The sequence below is a fragment of the Kribbella sp. NPDC058693 genome (genome assembly GCF_042715335.1).
In the GTDB taxonomy this organism is placed as follows: domain Bacteria; phylum Actinomycetota; class Actinomycetes; order Propionibacteriales; family Kribbellaceae; genus Kribbella; species Kribbella jiaozuonensis.
Genome location: NZ_JBHXSQ010000002.1, coordinates 955,238 through 968,772 on the forward strand (window position 1 = coordinate 955,238; position 13,535 = coordinate 968,772).

15 protein-coding genes are annotated in these 13,535 nt (G+C 66.9%); 11 read left to right on the forward strand and 4 right to left on the reverse strand.

Annotated elements, in window-relative coordinates; genetic code table 11:
* Nucleotides 1-22: 22 nt before the first annotated feature.
* The 5 genes from ACFWUU_RS14175 (at nucleotide 23) to ACFWUU_RS14195 (ending at nucleotide 3,971) form a co-directional block, all read left to right on the forward strand.
* Complete coding sequence (locus ACFWUU_RS14175) at nucleotides 23-2,383, forward strand: ATP-binding cassette domain-containing protein (RefSeq protein ID WP_380175703.1); 2,361 nt, start codon at nucleotides 23-25, stop codon at nucleotides 2,381-2,383.
* Nucleotides 2,384-2,467: 84 nt separating this feature from the next.
* Nucleotides 2,468-2,812, forward strand: coding sequence for a VOC family protein (locus tag ACFWUU_RS14180; RefSeq protein WP_328999780.1), 345 nt, complete (start codon nucleotides 2,468-2,470; stop codon nucleotides 2,810-2,812).
* A 14-nt stretch (nucleotides 2,813-2,826) separates the two neighbouring features.
* Nucleotides 2,827-2,952 carry a hypothetical protein gene (locus ACFWUU_RS14185; protein ID WP_267901755.1) on the forward strand — a complete coding sequence of 42 codons (126 nt, stop codon included), beginning with the start codon at nucleotides 2,827-2,829 and terminating at the stop codon, nucleotides 2,950-2,952.
* A 10-nt stretch (nucleotides 2,953-2,962) separates the two neighbouring features.
* A complete protein-coding gene (locus tag ACFWUU_RS14190) occupies nucleotides 2,963-3,358 on the forward strand; it encodes a VOC family protein (protein WP_380175705.1) in 396 nt (131 codons plus the stop codon).
* Entirely contained in the window at nucleotides 3,351-3,971 is a 621-nt protein-coding gene (locus tag ACFWUU_RS14195; protein WP_380175707.1) for an HAD family hydrolase, read from the forward strand. Before ACFWUU_RS14190 ends, ACFWUU_RS14195 begins: the two co-directional genes overlap by 8 nt.
* Here ACFWUU_RS14195 and ACFWUU_RS14200 read toward each other — a convergent pair.
* Nucleotides 3,958-4,368 carry an Ohr family peroxiredoxin gene (locus ACFWUU_RS14200; protein WP_380175709.1) on the reverse strand — a complete coding sequence of 137 codons (411 nt, stop codon included), beginning with the start codon at nucleotides 4,366-4,368 and terminating at the stop codon, nucleotides 3,958-3,960. The genes ACFWUU_RS14195 and ACFWUU_RS14200 overlap by 14 nt on opposite strands.
* 90 nt (nucleotides 4,369-4,458) lie before the next feature.
* On the opposite strand from ACFWUU_RS14200, the gene ACFWUU_RS14205 reads away from it, so the two are divergent.
* From ACFWUU_RS14205 to ACFWUU_RS14215, 3 genes are all read left to right on the forward strand, one after another.
* Nucleotides 4,459-5,244 carry a helix-turn-helix domain-containing protein gene (locus ACFWUU_RS14205; protein WP_380175711.1) on the forward strand — a complete coding sequence of 262 codons (786 nt, stop codon included), beginning with the start codon at nucleotides 4,459-4,461 and terminating at the stop codon, nucleotides 5,242-5,244.
* Between the two features lie 151 nt (nucleotides 5,245-5,395).
* Nucleotides 5,396-9,154, forward strand: coding sequence for a S8 family serine peptidase (locus tag ACFWUU_RS14210; protein WP_380175713.1), 3,759 nt, complete (start codon nucleotides 5,396-5,398; stop codon nucleotides 9,152-9,154).
* A 253-nt stretch (nucleotides 9,155-9,407) separates the two neighbouring features.
* Nucleotides 9,408-9,779 carry a VOC family protein gene (locus ACFWUU_RS14215; RefSeq protein WP_380175715.1) on the forward strand — a complete coding sequence of 124 codons (372 nt, stop codon included), beginning with the start codon at nucleotides 9,408-9,410 and terminating at the stop codon, nucleotides 9,777-9,779.
* Nucleotides 9,780-9,829: 50 nt separating this feature from the next.
* Here the strand turns inward: ACFWUU_RS14215 and ACFWUU_RS14220 are convergent, their stop codons facing one another.
* Nucleotides 9,830-10,330 carry a GNAT family N-acetyltransferase gene (locus tag ACFWUU_RS14220; RefSeq protein WP_380175717.1) on the reverse strand — a complete coding sequence of 167 codons (501 nt, stop codon included), beginning with the start codon at nucleotides 10,328-10,330 and terminating at the stop codon, nucleotides 9,830-9,832.
* Between the two features lie 130 nt (nucleotides 10,331-10,460).
* On the opposite strand from ACFWUU_RS14220, the gene ACFWUU_RS14225 reads away from it, so the two are divergent.
* Genes ACFWUU_RS14225 through ACFWUU_RS14235 form a run of 3 tightly spaced genes read left to right on the forward strand, consistent with a single transcriptional unit; the run spans nucleotide 10,461 to nucleotide 12,407 of the window.
* A complete protein-coding gene (locus ACFWUU_RS14225) occupies nucleotides 10,461-10,790 on the forward strand; it encodes a YciI family protein (protein ID WP_380175719.1) in 330 nt (109 codons plus the stop codon).
* 52 nt (nucleotides 10,791-10,842) lie between these two features.
* Nucleotides 10,843-11,166: a YciI family protein gene (locus tag ACFWUU_RS14230; RefSeq protein WP_137255359.1), complete on the forward strand. Its 324-nt coding sequence runs from the start codon at nucleotides 10,843-10,845 to the stop codon at nucleotides 11,164-11,166.
* The gene (locus ACFWUU_RS14235) at nucleotides 11,163-12,407 is read left to right on the forward strand and encodes an RNA polymerase sigma factor (protein WP_380175721.1); all 1,245 of its coding nucleotides are present in this window, start codon (nucleotides 11,163-11,165) and stop codon (nucleotides 12,405-12,407) included. Before ACFWUU_RS14230 ends, ACFWUU_RS14235 begins: the two co-directional genes overlap by 4 nt.
* On the opposite strand, the gene ACFWUU_RS14240 is transcribed toward ACFWUU_RS14235, so the two are convergent.
* Together ACFWUU_RS14240 and ACFWUU_RS14245 are read right to left on the reverse strand one after the other, a co-directional pair.
* A complete protein-coding gene (locus ACFWUU_RS14240) occupies nucleotides 12,378-13,115 on the reverse strand; it encodes a DUF3626 domain-containing protein (RefSeq protein WP_380175723.1) in 738 nt (245 codons plus the stop codon). The genes ACFWUU_RS14235 and ACFWUU_RS14240 overlap by 30 nt on opposite strands.
* A 7-nt stretch (nucleotides 13,116-13,122) precedes the next feature.
* A complete protein-coding gene (locus ACFWUU_RS14245; RefSeq protein WP_380175725.1) occupies nucleotides 13,123-13,518 on the reverse strand; it encodes a tautomerase family protein in 396 nt (131 codons plus the stop codon).
* Nucleotides 13,519-13,535: the final 17 nt, after the last annotated feature.

The window sequence follows — 13,535 nt, forward strand, 5'->3', positions numbered from 1 at the left end:
ACCGACCCTGGGGAGAACAGCCATGAGCCGCGACGAACACGTTGCCGACAGCCACGACATGATCCGGGTCACCGGCGCACGGGTGAACAACCTGAAGGACGTCAGCGTCGAGATCCCGAAGCGCCGGCTGACCGCGTTCACCGGCGTGTCCGGGTCGGGTAAGAGCTCGCTGGTGTTCGGCACGATCGCGGCCGAGTCGCAGCGGCTGATCAACGAGACCTACAGCGCGTTCGTGCAGGGCTTCATGCCGACGCTGGGCCGCCCCGAGGTCGACGTACTCGACGGTCTGACCACCGCGATCCTCGTCGACCAGGAGCGGATGGGCGCCAACCCGCGCTCCACGGTCGGTACGGCGACCGACGCGAACGCGATGCTCCGGATCCTGTTCAGCCGGATCGCGAAACCGCATGTCGGCCCGCCGACGGCGTACTCGTTCAACGTGCCGAAGCGGACCGCGACCGGTTCGATGACCGCGGACAAGGGCGCAGGCGAGAAGAAGGTCGTCCGCGAGCAGGTGTACGCCGGCGGCATGTGCCCGCGGTGTGAGGGCATGGGCTCGGTCACCGACTTCGACCTGACCGCGCTGTACGACGAGAACAAATCGCTGGCCGAGGGTGCGCTGACGATCCCGGGCTACAGCATGGACGGCTGGTACGGGCGGATCTTCCGCGGCTCTGGTTTCTTCAACATGGACAAGCCGATCAAGAAGTACACCAAGAAGGAACTGCACGACCTGCTCCATCGGGAGCCGACCAAGATCAAGGTCGAGGGCATCAACCTCACCTACAACGGGATCATCCCGGCGATCCAGCGGTCGTTCCTGTCCAAGGACGTCGACGCGATGCAGCCGCATATCCGCGCGTTCGTCGAGCGTGCCGTGACGTTCACGACCTGCCCCGACTGCAACGGGACCAGGCTCGGCGCCGAGGCGCGGTCCTCGAAGATCAAGGGCAAGAACATCGCGGACCTGTGCGCGATGCAGATCACCGACCTGGCCGCGTGGATCCGGGACGTGAAGGAGCCGTCGGTCGCGCCGTTGCTGAAGGCGCTCGGCGAGGCGCTCGACTCGTTCGTGAACATCGGGCTCGGATACCTGTCGCTGGAGCGGCCCGCGGGCACGCTCTCCGGCGGTGAGGCTCAGCGGACCAAGATGATCCGCCACCTCGGGTCGTCGCTGACCGACGTGACGTACGTCTTCGACGAGCCGACGATCGGTCTGCACCCGCACGACATCCAGCGGATGAACGACCTGCTGCTGCAGTTGCGGGACAAGGGCAACACGGTGCTGGTCGTGGAGCACAAGCCGGAGACGATCGCGATCGCCGACCACGTCATCGACCTCGGGCCGGGCGCTGGTTCCGGTGGTGGTGAGGTCGTGTTCGAGGGGACGCTCGACAAGCTTCGTGCCAGCGGGACGCTGACTGGTCGGCACCTGGACGACCGGGCGTCGCTGAAGGAGTCGTTCAGGTCGGCGGCCGGCGCGCTTGAGGTGCGTGGGGCTTCGACGAACAACCTGCAGGACGTGGATGTCGACGTACCGCTCGGTGTGCTGGTTGTGGTGACCGGCGTGGCGGGGTCGGGAAAGAGTTCGCTGATCCGCGGGTCGATCGCTGATCGTGAAGGTGTGGTCGCGATCGATCAGGGTGCGATTCGTGGGTCCCGGCGGAGCAACCCGGCTACGTACACCGGGCTGCTCGACCCGATCCGGAAGGCGTTCGCGAAGGCGAACGGGGTGAAGCCGGCGCTGTTCAGCGCGAACTCCGAGGGCGCGTGTCCGGCGTGCAAGGGCGCGGGCGTGATCTACACCGAGCTCGGTGTGATGGCGACGGTCGAGTCGCCGTGCGAGGAGTGCGAGGGGAAGCGGTTCCAGGCCGCCGTGCTGGAGTACACGTTCGGCGGGAAGAACATCGCGGAGGTGCTCGCGATGCCGGTGGCGGAAGCGTTGCCGTTCTTCACGGAGGGTGACGCTCGGACTCCGGCCGCTTCGGCGATCCTGGCGCGGCTGGCGGACGTCGGACTCGGGTACGTCTCGCTGGGCCAGCCGTTGACGACACTGTCCGGCGGTGAGCGGCAGCGGCTGAAGCTGGCGACGCACATGGGGGAGAAGGGCGGGATCTACGTCCTCGACGAGCCGACCACCGGTCTCCACCTCGCGGACGTCGAGCAGCTGCTCGGGCTGCTGGATCGCCTCGTCGACGGCGGCAAATCGGTCATCGTCATCGAGCACCACCAGGCCGTCATGGCGCACGCCGACTGGATCATCGACCTCGGCCCGGGTGCCGGCCACGACGGCGGCAAGATCGTCTTCGAAGGCACTCCGGCGGAGCTGATCAAGAAGCCGAAGACGCTGACCGGGAAGCATCTCGCGGAGTACGTGAGCTAACCGGTCAGGAATCGAGAAGCACCGGCGAGTCGGCCCGACTAACGTGACAGTCAGTAAGCGAAACCCGAGTTTGGAGATGCTGAAATGACTTCCACGCAAGGCGTCAAGACGATCCTGCACCCGGTCACCGACCTCGAGAAGGCCAAGCCGGTGTACGCCGCGCTGCTCGGTCTCGAGCCGATGGCCGACTCGCCGTACTACGTCGGGTTCGAGGCCGAGGGTCAGCAGATCGGCCTGGTCCCGAACAGCGACATGACCTCGCCGACGGCGTACTGGCACGTCACCGACATCGAGGCGAAGATCGCCGAGATCACCGCCGCCGGCGGCACCCTGAAGGACGCCCCGAAGGACGTCGGCGGTGGGCGCCTGGTCGCCACGCTGACCGACCCCGACGGCAACATCCTCGGCATCCTGCAGGACCCGTCCTGATCACCATGTGCCTGATGCCGAGGATCTACCTCACCGCCATCTACGGCGACCCCGAGCAACAGGACGCCGCTTCCGAAGCGGGTGCCCCGGTGGAGGAAGCACCTCAGCCGACAGAGGAAGCAGAGCTGGTCCCGGCCTAAGCTCGTCCGCATGATCGCTCAGGTCCAGGTCAATCTGTTCTGCGCCGATGTGGATGCCTGCTTGGCGTTCTACGAGCGCCTCGGTCTGACCGAAGCGTTCTGGGCACCGGCATCCGGCCCGATCCAGCACGTCGAGGTCGAGGCCGCCGGCATCCGCATCGGCCTCACCTCGGCCGAGGTCGCCAACGATCTCGTCAACCTCGGTGTCGCCCCATCCGGCACGCCGTCCACCGAGATCGTCTTCTGGTGCGACAACGTCGACACCTTCTACGACCACGCGGTGGCAGCCGGCGGTACGTCCGTCGTACCGCCTGTTGACTCCACGGACAATCGGCTGCGGTTCGCGTGGTTGCGAGACCCCGATGCTCACCAGGTGAAACTCGTGCAGAATCGCTCGCATGGCTGAATCCGTGGTGCGGCATGTGTTGTTCGACGCGGATGGGGTGCTGCAGGATCTGCCGGGTGGTTGGTATGCGGCGATGGAGCCGTACGTCGGGGAACGGGCGCGGGACTTCCTGCACGAGACGTGGTCCGACGAGCTGCCGATGCTGGCGGGGGAGGGTGACTACCTGCCGGTGCTCGAGGCGTCGTTGGTGCGGTACGGCGTGAGCACGCCGGCGACCGAGGTGTACGACGCGGTGTGGAAGAACATCGTGCTGATCGAGGAGTCGCTGGAGATCGTACGAGCGTTGAAGAGCAGCGGGTATGGCGTACATCTCGGCACCAACCAGGAGTGCTACCGGGGCGAGCACATGCGGACGGTCCTCGGGTACGACGCTCTGTTCGACGTCAGCTGCTACTCGTACGACCTCGGCGTGGCCAAGCCGGACCCGGCCTTCTTCACCCGAGCCGCGGAACGCATCGGCGCCGACCCGTCGACGATCCTGTTCATCGATGACACCTCCCGGAACATCACCGGCGCCCGTACCGCCGGCCTCCACGCCGAGCTGTGGGACTTCACCCAGGGCCACGACCTCCTGCACGAGATCCTGACCGGTCACGGAGTCACTCGGCGATAACCTCCACCGAGATGTTCCCTTGGACGGCCCGCGAGTAGGGGCAGGTGGCATGCGTTGCCTCAAGCAACTTCTTGCCGGGTTCACCGTGCAGATGATCCGGTAGCTCGACCCGCAGTACGGCGGCCAGGTCGAATCTTCCGGGCGCCGGGACGAGACTCACCTCCGCGGTGACGGCGACGTCCTTGGCGTCCAGGCCGCGGTCCTTGGCGATGAGGCCGAGCGTCGTGGAGAAACAGGCCGCCCAGCCGGCGGCGAAGAGCTGTTCGGGGTTGAGACCGTCGCCGGTTCCGCCCATTTCCTTGGGGAAGGCGAGGTGTACGTCGAGCTGCCCGTCGGCGGTGACGGCGCGGGACTCGCGGCCGGATGAGGTTGCTACTGCTGTGTATGTGGGGTTCATGTCGTCAACGATCCGGGGCGCCGGGGGAGAGGTTCAATTACCTCCTTGTTAATGGCTGGTTGCCACCTCGCGCCGTACCCTGAGGTTGTTATGACAGTCCTGGATGAGCCGCAGACCGTTGGTGAACTGCTGCGGTTCTGGCGCGTCCTTCGGCGACTCAGTCAGCTGGAGTTGGCGCTCGAGGCCGAGGTTTCGACGAAGCATCTGAGCTTCGTGGAGACCGGTCGTGCGCAGCCGAGTCGTCAGCTGCTGGTTCATCTTTCGAACCATCTCGACCTGCCGATCGGTGAACGTAACCGGCTGCTGCTGGCGGGCGGGTTCGCGCCGCTCTATCTCGATCAGCCGTACAACTCCGAGGCGATGTTGCCATTGCGGGAATCGCTCCGTCGGCTGCTGGACGCTCACCTGCCCAACCCGGCGCTGATCGTCGACGGCCTGTGGAACCTGATCGACGCGAACGCGGCGGCGTCGCTGCTGTGGGCCGGCGTGGCGCCTGACTTGCTGAAGCCGCCGATGAACATGCTGCGTCTGTCGGTGCATCCCGGCGGCCTGCCGAGCATCTCGTCGATGACGGCCGCGTGCAGTCTCCCGCTCATCCACCAACTGAAACGCCGGAGCCGCGACACCGCCGACGACGCACTGGCCGAGCTCCTGGACGAGGTCGAGCCGTACCTACCTGACGCCCCGCCCACGGCCGCGGCCCAGCAGCCAATGGTCACCCTCGACCTCAAAACCCGCCTCGGCCCGGTCCGCCTCTTCACCCTGATCGCCACCATCGGCGCCCCACTGGAAGTAACCGCCGCCAGCCTCGCAATCGAAACCTTCCTCCCAGCAGACACCACCAGCGCCGACCGCCTCCAGCAGCTCATGAGCTAGTCAGCTTCTGCAGAAGGAGCGGCCGGTGTAGCAGACCTGAGTGTGTGCCCATTCTTGCCAAATCGTGGTGGTGCTGGCGAAAACGGGCAATTCGTTTACACCTGTCTCCGGTGCTGATCAGATTTCGGTCACCCAGACCACCGGAGGACACATGCTCTCTTCTGCCCGTCGGCTGCTCGTGCCGGCTGCTGCGCTTCTCCTGGTCGCCGGTCTTGCCACTCCGACGGCGGCCGGCGCCGAACCTCCACCACCTCTCCCGACCGCCGGCGGCGCCGCAGCGGCAGGGGAGACACCCCTCGACCTCACGCTGATCACCGGCGACAAGGTCACCGTCGCGCCCGGTCCCGGCCGCGCCGTGTCGGTGCAGGCCGTCGAACGCGCCCCGCGCTCGACCGGACCGGTACGGGTCAGCGTCGAGAACGGCGACACATTCGTCTACCCCGGCGCCGCGATGCCGTACCTGGCGACCGGGCAGCTCGACAAGCAACTGTTCAACGTCAGCGAACTGGTGGCCCAGGGGTACGACAACGCCCGCAGCAAGAACCTCCCGCTGGTCGTCACCGGCTCGCCCAGCGTGGCCGCCAAGTCCGCGCGCCGCTCGGCGCTGCCGGGCACGACCACCACGCTCGACCTGCCGTCGGTCAACGGCGCGGCCGTCAAGGCCGAGAAGACGCAAGCGGCCACGCTCTGGTCGACGCTGACCGGGCAGAGCGGCCTACGGGCGCAGGCGACGACCACCGCGGCGCCCTCGTTCGCGGCGGGGATCGGCAAGGTCTGGCTCGACACCAAGGCGCAGACGATGCTCGCGGACACCACCACTCAGATCGGCGCACCCGCGGCGTGGGCGGCGGGCGTGACCGGCAAGGGCGTGCGGGTCGCGGTGCTGGACTCCGGTGTCGACCTGGGGCACCCGGACCTGGCACCGCGGATCGTGGCGACCAAGAGCTTCGTGGCCGGTCAGGATGTCGTTGACCGCAACGGTCACGGCACGCACACCGCGTCGACGGTCGCCGGTACCGGCGCAGCCTCGGACGGCAAGGAGCGTGGCGTCGCACCGGCCGCCGACCTGATCGTGGGCAAGGTCCTCGGCGACAGCGGCTCCGGCCCGATCTCCGGCATCATCGCCGGGATGGAGTGGGCGGCACGGACCGAGCACGCCAAGGTGATCAACATGAGCCTGGGAACGGCGGCCTGGCACACCCAGGACGATCCGCTGAGTCAGGCCGTGAACGAGCTGAGCGCCGAGACCGGTGCCCTGTTCGTGATTGCCGCGGGCAACTCGGGGAGCAACCCGTACAGCGTCAGCTCACCGGGGACCGCGGACGCCGCCCTGACCGTCGGGGCTGTTGACGGTTCGGACCAGCTGGCCGACTTCTCCAGCGTCGGCCCGCGGCTGATGGACGACGGCCTCAAGCCCGACCTGACCGCACCCGGCGTCGACGTGCTGGCCGCGCGGTCGCAGTACATCAACGACGGCGGCGAGGGCTACTACCGGACCGACAGCGGTACGTCGATGGCGGCTCCGCACGTCGCCGGCGCGGCCGTTCTGCTCGCCTCGCAGCACCCGGACTGGACCGGGCAGCAGCTCAAGGACGCGCTGATGAGTACCAGCAAGCTGACGCCCGCGTACACGCCGTACCAGGCGGGGACCGGACGCGTCGACGTCGCGGCGGCCTCGCTGCACGGCCAGGTCATCGCCACCGGATCGGTCGACGCCGGGCTCGTCCCGTGGTCGCCGAAGCCGGCCCGGACGCCGGTCAAGCGGCAGATCAGCTACCGCAACACCACGGAGCAGCCGATCACCTTGCAGCTGTCCACCGACCACACCGGGATCTTCCACCTCGCAGCAACGCAGGTGACAGTGCCTGCGCTCAGCGTCGCCACGGTCGGTTTCACGGCGGACCCGAACGGACTGGCTCCCGGCCAGTACGCCGCCCAGATCATCGCGAGTTCGTCGACCGGCACCGTGCACACGGCCGTCGGGCTGGCCGTCGAGCCGAAGAAGTACAACCTCAACGTCCAGCTGAAAGACCAGGACGGCAAGCCGGTCAGCGGTGAGGTCGAGGTCACCGGCGCGGACGGGAAATCCACCGTGCTGTGGGCAACCGACGGCAAGCTCACCAGCCGCTGGGCGCCCGGCTCGTACACGATCGTCTCGACCCTGGACGTGCCCGGCAGCAACGGCCCGCACTCGCTCGGCCTGGCGTTCCTGACCGCGCCCGAGGTCGACCTGACAGCGGACCGGACCGTCGTCCTGGACGCGTCGCGGAGCCGTCCGATCAAGGTCGACACGCCCAAGCCGACGAGCGTCACCACGAGCAGGTTCGACCTCGTCCGGTCGTTCACCTCGGCGCAGCCGACCCCGGACGACAGGTCGGCGCTGCACGAGATCTTCATGCCGCCGCCGGACTACGACAGCTTCTGGGCGCTGCCCACGAAGAGCAAGGTCCGCACCGGCAGTTTCGTGTTCACCACCCGGTTCCGGGCCGAGCAGACGCCGCTGACGATCACCTACGACGGCCGCAGCCTCGACGACTCGCTGCTCGTCCAGCCCGGCTCACCGGCGTTCCGCGCCGGCACGACGCGCGCCACGGCCGTCTTCGCCGGCACCGGCACGCCCGCCGAGTACGCCGGTCTGGACGCGCGCGGCAAGGCGGTCGTCGTACGCAACAGCATCGACGTACCGCCCGCGGACCGGGTCGCGGCGGCGCATGCAGCCGGCGCGGCCATGCTGCTCGTGGTCAACGACGGTATCGGCCGTTACAACGACTGGTACGGGGGAGAGGACGGCCAGTCCCTCGGCCCGATCCCGACGGCGTCGCTCACCCTCGACGACGGCGAGGCTCTGATCAAGAAGCTCACCACGCGTCGGACCGAGTTGACCGTCGCGGCGAACCCGGTGCCGTCGTACCTCTACGACCTGGTCGACTACCACCAGGGCAAGGTCCCGGACGACCCGTCCGCGGCCACGGACCCCAGCAGACTCGCCCGGATCGAGAACGACTTCGCTCCCACGAACGGGCAGCAGGTCCTGGAGAGCCGCGAGGACAGCCCGGCGTACGAGTACTTTCCGGCCGCTTTCCCGTACGCCGTCTTCGGGTCGATCCGGGTACCGCGGTTCCCGGCGAAGCCCGCGGTGGGACACCGGACGGACTGGGTGTCGGCGGGCGTCAAGTGGCAGCAGTACGCCGCGATCAACGGCTGGGCGACGTTCACCGACATCACGAGCTACCAGCCGCACAGTGTGCAGAGCCAGCGCTGGTTCGGCCCGATCGTGCGGCCGCGGATGCTCGAGTTCGAGCTCCCGCACCGGGTCGGCAACGCGATGGGCGGCATGATCGCCGGCTTCGGTGACGGCGGGTCCGCGCACAGCGGCGACTCGCTGATGACGCGCAGCTTCGCGCTGTACCAGGGCGACGAGAAGCTGGTCGGGAACGGCCCTCGGCCCGACTTCGGCGTCGGCGACCTGGCGCCGGAGAAGCGGCCGTACCGGCTGGTGGCCGACACCGTCGGGAACGCCGAGCTGACGCCGTACTCGACGAGCACGCACACCGAGTGGAGCTTCACGTCCGGGGAGGCGGAGAACCAGCCGCTGCCGCTGGCCCAGCTCGACTACGGCGTGGACGTCGACGCGGCCGGCCGGGCGAAGCGGAACTCGGTCTTCACCGTCAAGCCGGTCGTGCTGGGCAGCAGTGCCCGGCAGGACGCGGTGGTCTCGGTCGGTCTGGAAGTCTCGTACGACGACGGCGCGACCTGGCAACGGCTGCAACTGAAGGAGAACAACGGCAACTGGGAGACGCGCCTGCAGGCGCCACCGCACGCCGGGCAGGTCTCGGTGCGAGTCACCGCCAAGCAACGCAACGGCGGCGGCATCAGCCAGACGATCATCCGGGCCTTCGGCCTCAGATAACGCGACGGAAGGGCTACTTGCCTCAGACAGGTAGCCCTTCCGTAACTGGCAGGAACGGGAGTTTATGAGCCGGGAGTAGCTGAGTGCGCCGCGCCCCGATCGCCGCTCCAGACCCAGTCGCCACTTCAGCACTCTCGTAGCACGGGCCGGGTCCGCGGGGAACGACGGCCATCGTTGGTGCAGAGTCGAAGTACCCGTCGAGATGTGCGGCCACAAACCGTGTGTACTCAGGCATCGGGCGTACGGTTCCGAGATGGAAATCGTCGTGACACTCGACTGCATCGACACCGAAGCTCAAGCAGGATTCTGGCTGGACGTGCTTAGACCACTAGGGTATCGACGAGCCTTCGACGCACCGCCGTATCTCAGTCTGACCACGCCCAGCTCAGCACCGACCCTGCTGCTGCAGGCAGTCCCGGAGGTCAAACATGGCAAGAATCGAATGCACCTCGACCTCCGGGTGGAAGACTTGCCGGCCGAGCTAGAAAAACTGGAGCAGCTGGGCGCGCGGCGGCTCTCCAACGAACTCACTGAACACGGCTTCCGTTGGGTCGTTCTCGCTGACCCAGAAGGAAACGAGTTCTGCGTCTTCGTTCCGCCGAAGACCTCAGGTACGGCGGGATAGGCCAGCTCAGTTCCGCCCCCGTGCTTTAAGCGCCGATAATGGACATTATGTCAACTAGTGGCTGGAGACCACTTCCCTAGCCACTGTTCGGCGCCGTACTCCTCGAAGCGGTCGAGCTCGGTGAAGCCCAGTTTCTGAGCGACGCGCATCGAACGCGCGTTCGCGGTTTGCGTCGTCAGTACGACGGATTCGCCAGGACGCACGTCGGCGAACCAGCCGAGTGCTGCAGCACATGCTTCAGCGGCATACCCGTAACCCCAGGAATCCGGCAGGAACATGTAGCCGAGCTCAGCTTGTCCGCCGTGTGGGCGTTCTGCGTCGCGCTGGTCGAGCGTGACGAAACCGATCATCGCGCCGTCGAGCTCCACCACGAACAATCCAGGGCGTCGCTTCGGAGCATCAGGGATGGCGGCCTCGAGTTCGTCACGCGGGCGCGGGCCGCCGATGTACGTGCCGACCTCCGGCGACGTGAACAGTTCGATGACCGGCGTACGGTCCCGGGCCTCGGGTTCACGCAGTACGAGACGCTCGGTCTTGATGGGGTCGGGCATGGCGGGCAACGTACCAAGGGTGTGGCTCTCCCCCGGTCGCCCGAAAGTTTCTTCGGACAGGGTTGTCGGATCGGTGGGCGGGCGTTCGTGGATCTGGTGAGCGCCGCCACAGTGAAGGAGATGGTTCTGAATGAAGTATCTGATGTCTGTCATCGATGACGAGAGCACTGGGTACGACGAGGACGGTTCTGGTGCCGTCGAGGCCTTCAACGAGCGGATCGGGGCCGAGGGGTACCTGGTGTTCGTCGGTGGCCTCGACTCCCCCGCGACCGCCACCGTTGTCGACAACCGCGGCGACGCGGCGATCTTCACCGACGGACCTTATCTGGAGTCGAAGGAGCATCTCGGCGGACTCTGGATCATCGAGGCCCAGGACCTCGACGTCGTGCTCAAACTCGCCGCGGAAGCGTCGCTGGTCTGCAACCGCAAACTCGAAGTACGGCCGTTCGCCGACGAATGAATCGCGGACCGGATACGGTTTCCGAAGAATTCACCACGGGAGATGATGCGTGATGCAGTTCCTGGTTTCTGTGCTCGACGACAAGACCAATTCGGCCACCGACGACGAGATGACCGCCATCACGGCGTTCAACGAACGGATCATCGCCGACGGCAACTGGGTCTTCGCCGGCGGGCTCGCGGCCCCCAGCGCGGCCACCGTCGTCGACAACCGCGGCGCCGAGGCCATCTTCACCGACGGGCCGTACCTGGAGTCGAAGGAGTACATCGCCGGCCTCTGGATCATGGAAGCTGCCGACCTCGACGCGGCCCGCGAGCTCGTGACCGAGGCGTCGAAGGCGTGCAACCGCAGGCTCGAGGTGCGGCCGTTCCTGTGAGCGACGTCCAGGAAGCGATCACGCGGGTCCACCACGAGGAGTGGGCGCGGGTGGTCGCGTCCCTGACCAAACGTTTCGGCGACCTGGACGTCGCCGAGGAGGCCGCCGCCGAGGCGTTCGCGACCGCCGTCGAGCGGTGGCCGGACGACGGCGTACCCCCGAACCCCGGCGCGTGGCTGACCACCACCGCCAACCGCAAGGCCATCGACCGGCTCCGTCGCGAGAACAAACGCGACGACAAACACAAGGAGGCTCAGATGGTGTACGACGAACCGCCCGAGCCTCTCGGTGTCATCGACGACGAACGGCTCCGGCTGATCTTCACCTGCTGCCACCCGGCGCTCTCGATGGAGACCCGGGTCGCGCTGACGCTGCGCATGGTCGGCGGGTTGACCGTGCCCGAGATCGCGCGCGCGTTCCTGGTGCAGGAGACCGCGATGGGGCAGCGGATCACCCGCGCGAAGGCCAAGATCAAAGCGGCACGGATCCCCTACCGGGTGCCCGATGCGGAGGATCTCCCCCGGCGGGTGTCCGGCGTACTCACGGTGTTGTTCATCGTGTTCAACGAGGGTTATCTGGCGACCAGTGCTGATACGGATCCGGTGCGGCACGAGCTGACCTCGGAGGCGATCCGGCTGACGCGGCTCATTCGTGCGCTGATGCCTGATGACGGTGAGGTGGCCGGGTTGCTCGCGTTGATGCTGCTGACCGAGGCCCGTCGTACGGCGCGGGTGTCGGCGAGTGGCGAGCTGGTGTCGTTGGACGAGCAGGATCGTGGTTCGTGGGACGCGACGATGGTGGCTGAGGGGCATCGGCTGGTCCGCGAACGGTTGGCAGCCGGGGTCGCGCCCGGGCGGTATCAGATCCTCGCGGCGATCAACGCCGTACACACGTCTGCACGGGATGTGCGCGACACCGACTGGTCGCAGGTGGTGGCTCTGTACGGCCAGCTGATCCGCATCGACCCATCCCCGATCGTCGAGCTGAACCGGGCGATCGCGGTGGCCGAACTCGACGGCCCGGAGGTCGCGCTAGCCACGATCGACAAGCTGACCGAGAAGCTGGACGGCTATCACGCCTTCCACGCGACGCGGGCGGACCTGCTCCGGCGTACAGGCCAGAGCCAACAGGCGCGCGCGGCGTACACCAAGGCAATCGAACTAGCCGGCAACACCGCCGAAACCGCCTACCTGACCCGCCGCCGAGACCAGCTAGCCACCGACCCGCCCGAACCGAGCTAGACAATGCCAGAGCCGTTTGATTGCTTGCGCGGGATGCGTGCGGACGGCAGGCCCTAGCAACTCCGGCGTCAACTCAGCCCCCAGCGAACGCGCCAACTCGACGATGCCCGCGCCACGGTACGCCGGGTCGAAGTCATCTGCCGTGGCGCGAAAACCCGGGTGATACTCGACGCCGCAACCAAGCAGGTATGCCGCCTCCTCGACCCGCGTCCCGACGAACGACGGGTCGAGGACCACTGCATCCACGTCGGCGTCAAAACGCACCTCGCCATGGACGTGCGCCTCGACGTACTCATCAAGATCATCGAACCCGGCTTCGTCCGCCAACCGGCACAACTGCTCCAGCAGACTCGAGTCGCCGAAGTGCTCAGGCTCTCGCGCCGAGTCCGGGAAACAGAAGGTCGCCCTCTCCACCGCCTCAGACTTCAAGCGAAAATACGACGACCCGAACCGAATCCCACCGCCGTACGGATCCTCCCGCCGATTCCACACACCATAAACCGGCCGCGCCGTCGGCGGTTGCTCGTCGTACTTTCCCGCGAACAGCCGACTCTCCCACCGCCACCGATCCCCACCAGCAAATGCCGTCAATCCCCCGCTAGAAATCCCAGTAACAAACTGCGACCGATAAAACCCGTCCGCCACCATCGACTCAATAACCATCCGCTCCCCATGCGGCCAATTCGGGTGGAATTGCAAGGTGATCATCGGGGTTTCAGACGTTGATGTTGAAGCCTAGGTCCAGGTCGGAGGCTGGGTGGCCGCCGCGGAGGCCCCAGTTTTGGGTGGGGTGGTCTCGGATGAGGATTGTTATGTGGTCGGCGGGGATGTTGAACGGCTTCAGGTTGGTGATGGTTTGGGTGTAGAGAGTGCGCTTGGCGTCGATCGAGCGGCCGGCGAAGCAGTCGATGGTGATGAGGGTGAAGTACTCCGGCTGGCTCAAGCGCGGCGAGCAGGCAAAACGGTGCGGGGCGTGGACGACGAGGCGCACATCCTTGTCCTGCGGCGGAATCTGGAAGCCAGTGACCACCGCGTCATGCACGGCGTCGATCAGCGCAACCTCCTCCGCCTCGGAGTAGTGGCGACGTACTTCGATCATGGCGCTTGGCATGCAAGATCCTTCAATCT

What these genes read in the sequence shown, in the direction of transcription:
- ACFWUU_RS14175 (WP_380175703.1), top strand. Translation starts at nt 23, where the DNA reads ATGAGCCGCGACGAACACGTTGCCGACAGCCACGACATGATCCGGGTC.
- ACFWUU_RS14180 (WP_328999780.1), top strand. Translation starts at nt 2,468, where the DNA reads ATGACTTCCACGCAAGGCGTCAAGACGATCCTGCACCCGGTCACCGAC.
- ACFWUU_RS14185 (WP_267901755.1), top strand. Translation starts at nt 2,827, where the DNA reads ATGCCGAGGATCTACCTCACCGCCATCTACGGCGACCCCGAGCAACAG.
- ACFWUU_RS14190 (WP_380175705.1), top strand. Translation starts at nt 2,963, where the DNA reads ATGATCGCTCAGGTCCAGGTCAATCTGTTCTGCGCCGATGTGGATGCC.
- ACFWUU_RS14195 (WP_380175707.1), top strand. Translation starts at nt 3,351, where the DNA reads ATGGCTGAATCCGTGGTGCGGCATGTGTTGTTCGACGCGGATGGGGTG.
- ACFWUU_RS14200 (WP_380175709.1), bottom strand. Translation starts at nt 4,368, where the DNA reads ATGAACCCCACATACACAGCAGTAGCAACCTCATCCGGCCGCGAGTCC.
- ACFWUU_RS14205 (WP_380175711.1), top strand. Translation starts at nt 4,459, where the DNA reads ATGACAGTCCTGGATGAGCCGCAGACCGTTGGTGAACTGCTGCGGTTC.
- ACFWUU_RS14210 (WP_380175713.1), top strand. Translation starts at nt 5,396, where the DNA reads ATGCTCTCTTCTGCCCGTCGGCTGCTCGTGCCGGCTGCTGCGCTTCTC.
- ACFWUU_RS14215 (WP_380175715.1), top strand. Translation starts at nt 9,408, where the DNA reads ATGGAAATCGTCGTGACACTCGACTGCATCGACACCGAAGCTCAAGCA.
- ACFWUU_RS14220 (WP_380175717.1), bottom strand. Translation starts at nt 10,330, where the DNA reads ATGCCCGACCCCATCAAGACCGAGCGTCTCGTACTGCGTGAACCCGAG.
- ACFWUU_RS14225 (WP_380175719.1), top strand. Translation starts at nt 10,461, where the DNA reads ATGAAGTATCTGATGTCTGTCATCGATGACGAGAGCACTGGGTACGAC.
- ACFWUU_RS14230 (WP_137255359.1), top strand. Translation starts at nt 10,843, where the DNA reads ATGCAGTTCCTGGTTTCTGTGCTCGACGACAAGACCAATTCGGCCACC.
- ACFWUU_RS14240 (WP_380175723.1), bottom strand. Translation starts at nt 13,115, where the DNA reads ATGATCACCTTGCAATTCCACCCGAATTGGCCGCATGGGGAGCGGATG.
- ACFWUU_RS14245 (WP_380175725.1), bottom strand. Translation starts at nt 13,518, where the DNA reads ATGCCAAGCGCCATGATCGAAGTACGTCGCCACTACTCCGAGGCGGAG.